The sequence below is a fragment of the Mucilaginibacter sp. SG564 genome, assembly GCF_013149275.1.
Classification (GTDB): Bacteria; Bacteroidota; Bacteroidia; order Sphingobacteriales; family Sphingobacteriaceae; genus Mucilaginibacter.
In genome coordinates, this window is the sequence record NZ_JABGNA010000004.1 from 210,131 (window position 1) to 223,527 (window position 13,397).

Annotated in this window: 8 protein-coding genes; 3 read left to right on the forward strand and 5 right to left on the reverse strand. The window is 38.2% G+C overall.

The features are described 5' to 3' along the window. Nucleotides 1-18 precede the first annotated feature (18 nt). The 5 genes from FHW89_RS10850 to FHW89_RS10870 form a co-directional block, all read right to left on the reverse strand. Entirely contained in the window at nt 19-780 is a 762-nt protein-coding gene (locus FHW89_RS10850; RefSeq protein ID WP_172335058.1) for a glycosyltransferase family 2 protein, read from the reverse strand. Between the two features lie 11 nt (nt 781-791). Continuing rightward, entirely contained in the window at nt 792-2,057 is a 1,266-nt protein-coding gene (locus tag FHW89_RS10855) for a hypothetical protein (RefSeq protein WP_172335059.1), read from the reverse strand. Nucleotides 2,058-2,070: 13 nt separating this feature from the next. Continuing rightward, a complete protein-coding gene (locus FHW89_RS10860; RefSeq protein WP_172335060.1) occupies nt 2,071-2,709 on the reverse strand; it encodes a DapH/DapD/GlmU-related protein in 639 nt (212 codons plus the stop codon). Nucleotides 2,710-2,745: 36 nt separating this feature from the next. Beyond that, the gene (locus tag FHW89_RS10865) at nt 2,746-4,047 is read right to left on the reverse strand and encodes a lipopolysaccharide biosynthesis protein (protein WP_172335061.1); all 1,302 of its coding nucleotides are present in this window, start codon (nt 4,045-4,047) and stop codon (nt 2,746-2,748) included. A 78-nt stretch (nt 4,048-4,125) separates the two neighbouring features. Beyond that, nucleotides 4,126-6,528 carry a polysaccharide biosynthesis tyrosine autokinase gene (locus FHW89_RS10870; protein WP_172335062.1) on the reverse strand — a complete coding sequence of 801 codons (2,403 nt, stop codon included), beginning with the start codon at nt 6,526-6,528 and terminating at the stop codon, nt 4,126-4,128. 285 nt (nt 6,529-6,813) lie between these two features. Here FHW89_RS10870 and FHW89_RS10875 point away from each other — a divergent pair, with 285 nt between their 5' ends. The 3 genes from FHW89_RS10875 to FHW89_RS10885 all read left to right on the forward strand — a co-directional run bounded on the left by FHW89_RS10875 (nt 6,814) and on the right by FHW89_RS10885 (nt 13,396). Beyond that, a complete protein-coding gene (locus FHW89_RS10875; protein ID WP_172335063.1) occupies nt 6,814-7,017 on the forward strand; it encodes a hypothetical protein in 204 nt (67 codons plus the stop codon). Between the two features lie 322 nt (nt 7,018-7,339). Continuing rightward, entirely contained in the window at nt 7,340-9,883 is a 2,544-nt protein-coding gene (locus FHW89_RS10880; protein WP_172335064.1) for a hypothetical protein, read from the forward strand. Between the two features lie 480 nt (nt 9,884-10,363). Beyond that, the gene (locus tag FHW89_RS10885) at nt 10,364-13,396 is read left to right on the forward strand and encodes a SusC/RagA family TonB-linked outer membrane protein (protein ID WP_172335065.1); all 3,033 of its coding nucleotides are present in this window, start codon (nt 10,364-10,366) and stop codon (nt 13,394-13,396) included. Nucleotide 13,397: the final 1 nt, after the last annotated feature.

Genomic DNA, 13,397 nt, shown 5'->3' on the forward strand with positions numbered 1-13,397 from the left:
TTAGGTTTTTAGCTTATCTCAATTTAACTGCGTTCTAAGCGGATCTTTATAAAAATATTTCCAGCGCAAGCGATTCAAATAATTAAACAGCCAGGAGTTAAAATAATTGAGACCCTTTAAGTGCCTGCGCATTACGGCAAGCTCTTCATGATGCATTTTCACGGTATCATTACTTACGCCATCCATACGCATAAAAGCTATGGTTTTGTCGATATAAGCGATTTCAAAACCGTTATATTTTATCCGCAGGAACATATCAAAATCCATCGCTATTTTCAGGCTGATATCGTATTTGCCCGTTTTTTGGTAAACCTCTTTGCGGATAAAGCAAGTGGGATGCATAATGTACATGCCAAAGTTTAACCAACCAACTTTACTCTTTTTTTCACGCTCAAACCCGTTTTTCCCTATCAGCATAATGTTGCCGCAGCGCACATCATCTATGGCTGAACCATTGTTCATCATTATCTCTACCGCATCTAAAGCATACCAGTCATCAGCATTGATCATCCCTATCCAGTCGCCGGTAGCCATAGCAATACCTTTGTTAAAGCCATCGGCTATGCCTTTATCGGGCTCACTGATAAAGCGGGTTATCCGCTCCAGATACATATTGATCACCTTTAAAGTACCATCGGTTGAGCCCCCATCAACAATAATATATTCGATATTGCTGTAGGTTTGATTGATAACACTCAGAATGGTGTCTTCAATAGTAGCAACCGCATTATATACAACCGTAATAATGGTAACTTTAGGGGTATTTAAATGTGTTTCCATTTTCATATCCATTAGGCCGCTTCAAATTGATAGGCCTGCACTTTTTCTTTTTCACGTTGCTCTTGTTTAAAAACCAGCGCGTTAAAATTGAGATAACTATAGCCCAGGGTTATCATCACAATACACATCTCGGCATTAAACAAAGCGGTAACAATATAATTGGTAAGCAGCAGGCTAAATATGCAACCAATACTTAAAGCAGCAAACAACCTGATAGCAGGTTTAGCCGTACTATCAGCATACTTCCGCCAGTTTTTGATAATCAATCCAAAAAATATCACAATGTAGGTGAGCACACCAGCTATACCCATTTTTACCAGCAGGTACAACCAGCCGTTATGCAAAACCGGGATAAACTGAAAATCAGTATCCTCACCCAAGCGCACAAAAGTTTTCAGGTCGACAGTTTTACCCAAACCACCAAATATCCAGTCTTTGGTATCACCCTCCATATAACTCTTCAATGCCATAAACGATTCATACCCGCGGTATTTCATATTGATATCCTGCTCGGTATTATAATCACCCATTTTTAGCTCATTAAATGAGCCCAGCAATTTGCTCATAAAGGTTTCGGAGGAGGTTGCCTGGAAAATATCAGTAGGTATCAGCGCGAAGATCACCACCAGGAAAAATACAGTGGGAATTATCCATATCCTTTTAACCTTATCAGCCACCATGAGCAAGGCAAAACATACCATAATAATAAAGTAAGTACGGGAGGCACACATATAAATACCAAACGCGTTTACTGCCATAAACAGCTTAAACCAATGGGGCTTAAACAACCGGATATTAAACTTCCAGGTAAATAATAAACAGGCCAGGCCCATTGGCGGACCGGGTGCTCCTACTATACCCATAGCATAATGAGCCGAGTACGGATCAAACAAAGCGCTGACGCCCATGTAGGATACCGATATAGCTGTTACCAATACTGATGTGATCAGGCCCGCATAAACCAGGGTTTTCAGGAATTTCTCAATATCGAGGCGACAGGCCAGTACAATACCCGATAGTATAAATAGCACAGGTATACAGAAGTAATAGAAATCTTTGAGGATAAGATAATTGTCGTTCTGATAACCAACTATCAAGGCAAATAGCACAGGCAGCAATAAAATGGCAAAAACACGGGCAACCTTTATAGCGGCTAAACGATGTTTCAAAGGCATAAAAATGATCAACAGGGCAATAGCTATCACAATGGCCTGCATGTGAAAAAACGATGCCACAATGAGTATCAGCAATAAAAGTGGAAATACACGATTGATCATTTTTTTTAATTATTTAAGCCGTTGTTGCATAAACAAAGTTGTCACGTACATAGCGGGCTGGGTTTCCTGCCCAAACCTGCTCGTCGGGTACGTCCTCAAACACCACAGAGCCTGCTCCTACTATTGAATTTTTGCCAATGGTTACCCCTTTTAAAATAGTGCTGTGCCCGCCTATAAAAGCGCCATCACGAATAGTAACCGGTTTTGTTTTTACGCCATCCAACCTTTCGGGGTAACTGTTCCTCATCCGGGCATCAAGCGAGTGGAAGTCGGTATCATAAATAACCGTATTGATGCCTATTTTTACATGATTACCAATGCTTATTTTATTATGACAAATAATGGCTATCGACGTAACACCTACATGATCACCAATGGTTAATTCGCCACCTTTTGCCACCACAAAATAGCATTGCTGCTGCCGCCCGCCCATGGCATGATATTTACCACTATTGAACCAAAATTTTTTACCAATAGAAAAACTCCCCTGCAGGTTAATGTCTAATATGGGTATGCCGAAGCCAACAAAATCGCGGTGATATTTTACGTTGTTTAAGTAAAATTTAAAACTGCTGATAAGCCACGAGTAGCCGCGTGCTATTTGATAGTAAAGCACCCGTAACAACCTGTAAAATTTCCTGATATAATACATGATCAACCTGATAATTATATTCCACCCCTGGGCGTATCAGGCATTAAAAATGCCTGTAGCCGTTTTATTGATTATTCTTTTTGTTTGTATGGAAAACAGCACTCCCATAATGATAAATAAAATAACATTTGATAATGTTACCCCCGCTACTCCTATCTGTTTACCTAAAAAAACGGATAAGGGTACATTTACAATAGAACCTATAATACCTACATACAGCTGTAGTTTTATTTTACCTATCCCGTTTAAAAGCTGTACGTGTATGGCCTGCCATATAATGGTTATAGTATACAAACACATGGCAATGGACAGCATAACCGGTACCGTTATGGTTTTACCCAACCAAAGCCGATATAACCAGGACGACACTATGAGCAGGCAAATAGCGCAAACACTAAGGGCCACCCATAGCTTATTTATTTTGGCCACCGCGTTTTTGATCCATTCCAGGTCGTTTTTGGTGTAGGCTTCGGTAAAAGCGCTCCAAAATGGTGTAATCACAATAACAAAGAACATCAGGATAATCGAAAACAGCTTATAAGCCACATTAAAAGTAGTTACCTCTTTGGGGCCAAATAGCTGGGTGATCACGATATTATCAGTTTCGTAAAGTACAAGGGCGTTTATTTGGATAATGAAAAATCCTCCGCCTACACCCAACAGCTCTTTAGCGTGTTTTAAATTGATAGATCCGAAACCAGGCGCAAGCTCTTTATAGCTTCCGTTGTAGTACCAGATACTGCCTGCAACCAATACTATTAAAGGTAAACCCGCTATAATAACTACCACATCAAGCAATTCGCCCTGTTTAACCCTCATTAGAAACAATACCGCTAATAGCGACAATATTTGCCCCAGCAGGTTTAAAAAAGCGGTTTTGGCAGGAGCCTGATTGGCTGTTAAAACATTATTGATCAGCTGGATTACAAACTGAAAACAAAAAAACGCGAACACGATCAATACAATCATGCTCAGATAGCCTGCGGGTGTGTTATGCGCGTTTAATATTTGCTGCCACTGGATGTAAGGGTTAACAAAATAAAAAACCACAAACATGATGCTTGATATGATGAGCAACAGTGCGTAGGTTGAGCTCACATAACTTTTTGCCGCCGAAACATCGCCCAATGATATCATGGCCGCCAGCTTATTCCGCAGCCCGTTTCCAAGCCCCATATCAAATAAACCTGCCCAGGTTATGATGGAGCTTAGGGTGAGCCAGATACCGTATTGAGTTGGGTTGATATACTTGATGGTAAGCGGAATGAGCAATAACGAAATAGCAACACTCCCCCCTTTCAGTAAAACCGACTGGATGATGTTTTTTTTGGTTTTCAAAGAACGCTCGTGTCCTTTTGTAAAAAAGCGCTGAACATGAGTTTGTATAGCCTGCAGCATAAATTATTGACTACTATTTTATGAGGTAGGTTCTTTTGTTTTATTAAAGATGGAGGCTAATCCGTTACTTTTTTCTTCGATGCCTTCATAACCGTAACCATAGTTACCATAACCATGCCCGTAACCGGTAATGCTATTCTTTTTAAGCTCAATATCATTTACGATGAGGTAAAGATGTTTAGCCTTTTTTGACTTGTGCAAATCGTTCACGATACCCAGTTGTGATTTATAGGTATAATTTTGACGCACTACATAGCAAGTGATATCTACAAACTCTTCAATGATCAGGGCATCAGAAACCAGGCCTACCGGCGCGCTATCGATGATCACATAATCAAACCTGGTACGCAGTTCCTCGATCAAAGTTTTTAGCCTGTCGTGCATTAACAGTTCGGTTGGGTTAGGCGGGATCGGCCCTGAGGATATGAAAAAGAAGTTTTCATTAAAAGTAGAAGGCTTGATCAAATTATCGATACTCTCCTCTTCGCTTGAAATTACATAGTTGGTAAAACCATGATCATTCTCCACACCAATATTTTTCAGCAACCTGGGTTTACGCAAATCCAACTCAAGCAATACTACTTTTTTGCCAGACATAGCAATAGAATTACCCAGGTTAAGGGATATAAATGATTTACCCTCACCGCTCATGCTCGAAGTAAACAAAATCACGTTCGATTTCCCTTTCTCCGTAACATATTTCAGATTGGTACGCACCGCCCTGATCTCTTCCGAAACTATAGAACGGAAATCATTATATATTAAAAGTTTGTTACGGTTGGTATTCCGGCTTATCTCGCCCAGTAAAGGCACACTGGTATGTTTTTCAATATCGGCCTTACTGTTGATACGGATATTGAGCATCTCTTTTATGCTTAAGCCGGTGGCCGGTAAAAATATACCCGCGAATAATGCGATAAGGTATATCAACGATTGTTTCGGCGCGAATGGTTTTTCGCTGCTCTCGGCATTATCCAATATACGCACGCTTGACATGGTAGCGTTTTGCGAGATGGCCGTTTCTTCTTTTTTCTGCAGCAGGAATAAATAAAGATCCTGTTTTAAGCTTTGCTGCCGCGAATAATCAAGGTATATCCTTTCTTTTACCGGGGCATCGGATATTTTGTTTTCAATAGTTGAATTTTGCTTTCTGAAAGCCAGTTGTGAAACCTCTAAACTATTGCGATAGTTTTTGATACTGGCCATCAATGATCTGCGGGCCAGTTCAATCTGCTGATTAAGGTTTTGGATAATGGTGCTGTTATCGGTAAGGTTTAACTTCAACTGCTCCTTACGTAAAAGCATTTCATTATAGGCATTTATGGCCGTACCAAAGGCAACGTCCTTAGTTATCAATGAGCTGGGTACAACCTGAGGGTTATTGGCATCATTTACGTATTTGTACAGGTCATTTACCACTGCTAATTGTACGGAGTTATCGTTCAGTTTGCTTTGGTACTGGTTAGCTCCTTCAATAAGCGCTTTTGATTGCGCGTTGATATCTGAAATCTTATTCTGAACTTTATATTGCTCCAGGTTTTTTTCAACCTTACCCAGCTCATCACCCACAACCAACAAGCGGGCATTGATGAATTTCATGGTACTATCGGCCTTACGGATCTTGTTTGATAAGTTACTTTGCAGATACATCTGCATCAGCGTTTGTAAAATCAACTCGCCATGATCCGGGTTCTCATAACTCAGCTGCAGGTTTATCACTGTAGCCTGTTTATCATCAAGCCCGGCAGCCAGATTATCATTCAGATCCTTTGCCGCTTGTTTTTTTGACTGGATATTTAACTTGTAATATCCGGAAGGTTTAAACTTATCCGTTTTGTTTATGGTAAGGTTGTATTGACTAAGCTGGATTGGCTTTCCAAACTCACCGGTTACGTCCAGATCCTCTTTACTGTTCTTCATCCGGAAAGTGGTGTTGCTAAGGATAGCAATTTTAAACTTGCTTAAGCGGATATCCTTCTTTTTATAATCAACAAATACGGCAATTGGCGAATTATCATATATTTCATAGCTTTTCCAGCCATTGTTGTCCAGGATATGAACATTCAAGTTGAGCGTGGTAACAGTACGGTTTATTAAACTTGTTGATTTTAATATTTTAACCTCATTATCGGCATTACTTTTTACATCAAACAGGGAAGCCAGATCGGCATTAAGTCCATTGGTCAGCGCTTTTTCGGGGGTACCTTGCTCGTCCTCAACAATAACCTTACCCAATATACTCCATTGATTCGGGCTGTATTGAATATAAACGAATCCGGCTATTAGGCAGGCAATAATACTTAATGCAAATACATACCAATAATTAAGGCACAAAGCGATCAACCCTCTTACATCGCTGGGCCCCTCTTCTTTTTTGTATGTAAAATCAAGTTTTTCGGCCAAAATGTCTGTGTTATCCATTTGTCTATTTTAATATAAGTACAAGGTGTTTAAGGTGTTCTTTTTTATTTGTTAAAGCCCCGGAATTATTGATCCGGAGGCAGGTATCAAATTGTAAAGTAATACGGGTTTAGCTATAGGAAAGTTAAGTCCAAAATGCTGGCTTAAAGGGGAAACTATCAGAATGAACAATGTGAACAATTATATAATAATGAACAAAATAAACAAACCTCATATATGGGCATTATACATAACTATGTATACGCTACAAGCCCCCACAAGCGAATTAAACCTAAAAAACGACTTATGATGTACAACATTATAAACGATAAGACCGCGGCACTTACCGTGATCTTAGCTGTCATAGCGGGCATCTATGGCTTTGTGAAACTCAAAAAACTAAGTATTAAAGCACCAGGAAAGCTATTGACAGACGAACAGTCGGATCTGTTGGTGATAGGTATTTTTCATGTATTGATCTGCGCCGTGTCTATTTTTTCGCTTCTGTAATAAACAGCGCGTTCAGCAATAAATTAACCTATAAGTAACTTACCCTCCAATCAACACAATGCCCATACTCCCCCTAAACAAGAAAACAGAAAAATTAAAAGCAGGGATAATTGTTCATTTAATCAAATAAATGAACAAAACCAACGAAAACATTCATTTCGTTCATTAAGAGCGAGAATAAAATGTAAGGTCATAAAATTACATACATTCATAAACTTATAATTAACCTACTAGTCAACTAAAACTTATAATGCAGCCTTATGGTGCTTAATTATCAATAAAGCAGTCATTAAAAGCCATATACCTGATATTTTTTAATAACATGACAGCCTTTTCATCACAGCTATTTGAATTATTAAAATCATATGTTTTAGAAATATCACACCTTAACCGTATCCAGGCAAGTGATTGTAAAATACTTTCAGCGCGCATAAGCGATAAAACCAATCATACAGTAAGTGAAACTACATTAAAACGGATATATGGCTTTGCGTTGAGTAAGTTTAAACCATCATTGTTTACCATTGATGTGTTATCAAATTATTGCGGATATAACGGGTGGGATGACTTTTGCAAAAAACAGGACAAACAGCATACTAACAATAAACATAAAAATGCAGATTGGGACTCTCTCAGTCAAAAAGCGGCCAAAATCACCAATTTTACATTACAGGCCCTAAAAAACAAATCTGGTATTCCGTTTAATCAAAGTATCAAAAGGAATTTTCTTGAGAAACATTTTGATGATTTTCTAAAAGGCGATTACGCGGCTACCGTTTTAGTCGCTCCCCCATCTTATGGCAAAACGATTGCCCTATGCCATTGGATAGATGAACAACAGGCCCTAAACATTACATCTGGCAGCAATGATATTATCTTGTTTTTTAGCAGCAATGCGCTAATGAACGTTTTGATCAGTGGCAAGGATTTTAATGATTGGCTATTGGCCCTGTTGGGTTATACCACTGAAGAAGACATCCTTTCACTGCTGGATAGTAGTAAGCCAAAAGAAGGCAATTTTTACCTGGTTATTGATGGCCTGGATGAACATATGTTTAAAAATAACTGGTTCCAGTTATTGCTTGACCAGTTAATGGATATTTTTTCATTTTATCAATCGAACAAATGGTTTAAAATGGTTTTAACGATGCGATCGGCCAACTGGATCAATAACCGGTATGTACTGGATCATGATCACCCAAAATGGTTTACAGGAGCTATTACCGATCAGCAATTATACAGCAATGTACCTTTATTTAATTTACAGGAGATAAAAGACCTATGCCTTAACATCAATCCGGAAGTGTTGACACCAATACCTGTAGATGTTGCCAACAGCTTTAATCATCCACTGTACTTTCAATTTTATTATAAACAATACAAAGATAATTTTTCTCTTAGTAACGTTGATCATACTTCTATTTACGATCTGATCTCCAATTTTATATTCAATAAAATTTATATGGGGCATCATGCCGCTGACAAAACGCTGTTACTAAAAGGCCTTATTGAAAATATGGATTTTAAAAAGCGTGAGTATGATGTGGCCAAATTAAAAGTAAATGATCTGTTTAGCCAATATAACCAGGCTTACAAAGAATTATTAAGTATTGGTTTTTTAAAAGAAACCAATACAAGCAACGATGCTCAATTTAATACACACGTACAATTCGGAAATAATAACTTTTTAGAACTGGCAATAGCACAAAAATTATTATACGACAATAACAACATCTTTGACGAAAACCTGGTTAAAGCCCTTAACCTATTATTTTCAAACAACGAGCTTAAAGTTGCCGTTATGAAGTGGTGCGTTATGCATGCCATGAAAAATGGGCAGCAGGAAAATTTTTCGGCACTTTCCGGGGTCGATCTTAATCCCAGAGAAAAGTCAGATCTGATTGTTTTTTTAGGTGATCTGCTACATAAAGCTTATTCGGGTCAAAGTAGTGCAGGTGCTATGACCAATTATTTTAAGCAGGATTGCAACGACGGGTTGTTTTATTATTTTTTGGGGCTTGAACTGATAACCACCGATTATAAAAAAGCTTTACAATCATTGTTAAAATTCGAGTTATCTAATTATAAAAAGATATTAACCTACAGTACATTAGCTATTATATCGGTACTCCAACTAGACCTACCCTCGTTAGAGGCATACCTGGTAAAGCTCAGCGCTTTTTCGCACGAGGATTATCAGGAATTTACTATAAGCCCCTTAGAGTGCCTTAATACGGTGTATTATTTTTTCAAATACGGCATTATAAAAAAGGACTTTTTTGTAACCATTACCCGGTTCTATTTTAACCCACCAAAACAAACCGGTAGCCAGCCTTATAGTCAACGGAATGATCTTACTTATTTACTGGCAGGCTTTACCCTTGTGATATGCCAGAAACCCCGGAAAATGATCAGGTATATCAACGCGCTCCAAAAAATACATTCAACGGAAGCTGTTGGTTATAATTTCTTTTTAAAAATATTAATGGCCGACTCGTACTTTTTATTAGGCAGGGTAAAAGAGTTTAAAGCTATTAACGATCACATTTCTGAGTTGTTTAAAACTAAAGAGAGCTTGTTTACGCCATATATGAAACAAGCCTTTTATAGCCTCAAGATTAAAAAAGCTATTCTTAACAATGAATACAATACCATTCCCGGGTACTTCAAATATCTGAACCAGGCAACAGAAAAATCAGGGAACAAGTTTTCAAAGATATTTACGATAAACTTATTAATCAATAACCCCGCAATTGTAAACCAGGATGAAGCTTTTTATAAACAACTGGCTTATAACAACTCCAAAGCTTTGCGCGAATGCGGATTGAGCCCTGAAATATTCTCAAACCACGATTTTTCCAATTAGGCTAATAGGGTTCAAGATGAACCTAATTGGAAATTACTTTTAAACAAAAACGTTTAAGTATTTAGTGTAAATGATAAATCAATTAATTAAAATCTATTTTTAATCCATTGTAACGGTTACTTCTTTAACTATTACGTTGCAAACCAATAATAAACTTACTGAATTTATAAGCTTCAACTACAGGCAATAAAACCTATTTATTACCTTATTAAAGTTGTTTAAACTGATATTAAACTAATTTTAATAATTAGTTTTTCCCATATAACCAATTTATGGCTCAACTAATCTATTTTAAGTATTAAAACACTAAAAATCAATAAATTAATACAAAAAATATAACTAATTAACCAAATCACTAACCTTAACCTAAAGAAAAAAGCTAATGTTCACTTGATGATTTCCTAACATGCGCATCATTCCTTTGCAGCGGAAAAATGCGATTCCTGAGTTTAGTTAAATTAATTGTCCCAAACACACATTATGAAAAAAATTTACCACTGTTTTTTCCAGAAAACACATCACTTATCCAGGCATGCCTTGCTCATTGCCTGCGCAATATTATTGACCGCATTACAAGCTTTTTCACAAACTAGCCGGCTTGTGAAAGGAACCGTAACCGACGAAACCAACGCTCCCTTACCAGGGGTTGTTGTAACTGTTAAAAGCACAGGCAAAGCCACAACCACTAATGGCAATGGTGGCTATTCGGTTACCGTTAGCGGGCCAGATGATGTTTTAAAATTCACATTTCTGGGTTCGGTACCTAAAGAGGTTACCACAGGCGATAAAGCCGCAATTAACGTTACGCTTGTAACTGATACCAAACAGTTGAAAGATGTGGTAGTTATTGGTTACGGTACAGCCAGCCGCAAGGACGTTACCGGTGCCATAACCTCGGTAAAAGCCGAAGATTTTAACGCGGGTGTATTAACCACCCCTGCCGAGTTGTTACAAGGTAAGGTAGCCGGCTTAAACATTACCAAAAGCGGCGACCCCAACAAACAACCATCAACTATATTAAGAGGGCCATCAACTTTACGCGAAGGCGCTGCTCAGCAGCCATTTTATGTGATTGATGGTGTACCTGGGGCATCCATTGACCTTTTAGCTCCTGCTGATATCGAAAGTATCGACGTATTGAAAGATGCATCTTCAACGGCTATTTATGGTTCGCGCGCAGCTAATGGTGTAATCATCGTTACTACACGTAAGGCTAAGGCTGGCCAAACCCGCTTAACATACAGCGCTTATGCAGCCGTTGAAAATGTATCAAAAAATATTGATGTACTTACAGGCGACGAATTACGTAAATATTTAGCTGACAATAAAGTATCTCCCTTATTAAAACCAATAGATGACGATGGATCAAACACCAACTGGCAAAAATTAGCCGAAAAAACCGGCTATTCTCAAAACCACAACCTTTCTTATGGTGGCGCAGGTACCAATTCTGAGTATGGTGCAAGTGTAAATTATATGAAAAACAATGGTATATTAAAAAATACCAGCCTTGAACGCACTATTTACAAGGGTTATATCAATCAGCGCTTTTTTAACGATCGTTTAAAACTGGGCATCACCCTAACCAATAGCGTTACTAAGAATAACGATATATTTCAAAGCCAGGTATTACCAGGTATATTATTCTATTTACCAACAGTAAGCCCTTTTAATCCAGACGGCACTTATAAAGAAAATCTAAAGAGGACCGGAAGTGGCCCATTAAACCCATTGTCGTTAATAGATAATAACTTTACCAGAACAGAAAATAACAAAACCCTGATCAATGGTTTTGCCTCGGTTGATATCATAAACGGTTTAAAGTTTACCATAACAGGATCAACCCAAAAAGAACAAAACAACGTTAACACCTATTCTAACAGCCAATCGGCCATATACGTTAACCAAAATGGTGTAGCCGTGCGCAGTGCTTATACCAATACCAGTAACGTTGTAGAAGCTTATTTTAATTACGATCGTACTTTTGGCCAGCATTCATTGAAGTTATTAGGCGGTTATTCTTATCAACAAAATCGTGATAATGATGGCTTTGGTGTACAAACCCAAAATTTCTCTAATGACGCCCTGGCTTATAATTATTTAGCATTCTCCAACCCAACTCAACTTTCACAGATTATTTTTAACCCTAATTATAATGTTAACGGTACTACACCGCCAACTTATATATCTACATTACGCTTAATATCCTTTTATACACGTGCACAATACCAATTCTCAGATAAATATCTTTTACAAGCGTCGATCCGTGAAGATGGTTCATCAGCATTTGGTATTAATCAACGCCATGGTTATTTCCCTGCGGTTTCTGCCGGATGGAAGATCACCAGCGAAGATTTCATGAAATCAGTTCCGGTTATCAGTGATTTGAAATTAAGAGCTGGTTACGGTGTATCGGGTAATAGTTTAGGATTCGACGCCTTTACTGCCCAGTTAATTTACGGTGTGCCTCCAGGTGGCGGTAAATTTTTAAGCAACGGTAATATTGTTAACCCTATAGGTCCAGTGCGTAATGATAACCCAGACTTGAAATGGGAAAGTACCGCTACTACCAACATTGGTTTGGATTTTGGTATACTCAACAATCGCATTACCGGTTCTGTTGATTATTATATAAAAAAAACATCCGATTTGATCTATACATACCCCGTATCAACCACAAAATATTTTTACCCATTTTATACGGCCAACGTAGGCAAAATAAAAAACAGTGGCATCGAGGTTGTTCTAAACGCTATCCCTGTAAAATCACAAAGCTTTACCTGGCGCACGTCATTAAACTTTTCACATAACAAAAACGTTGTACAGAGTATATCAAACAGTAATTTCGGGCTAAACTTTATTCAAACCGCCCAATTAGGTGGTCAAGGGCAATCTGGTAACTATAGCCAGATCATTCAGCCAGATTATGCTATTGGCACATTTGACCTGTGGCATTATATGGGCAAAAACGCCAATGGTGTGAGTACTTTTCAAACTGCCAATGGCTCGGTTATAGCTGCCCAACCATCTACCAACGATCAGTTTATTAAATACGATGCACAGCCTAAGCTAATTTATGGTTGGAGCAACAGCTTTTTTTATAAAAACTTTGATCTTAATTTTTTAGTTCGTGGTGTATACGGTAATAAAATTTTAAACGCGACGCTTGCGGGTTTGAATAACCCTGCCGCCACTAAACTGCAAAATATCCCAAGATTTACCTTAGGCGAATCCTTCAATGATGTTAATGCTTACCTGATCTCGGATCGTTTCCTGGAAAGCGGCTCCTATCTGCGTTTGGATAATGCTACTTTGGGTTATACCATTAAACCACACATTCAGGCTATTAAGAGCTTACGTTTTTATGCCTCAGGTAATAACATTTTCATCATCACCAAATATCGCGGTGTTGACCCGGAAATTGATATGGGTGGTTTAACCCCGGGTATCGATAACAAGAACTTTTATCCTAAAACACGCACCTTTAGCTTAGGTATAAACGCATCATTTTAAT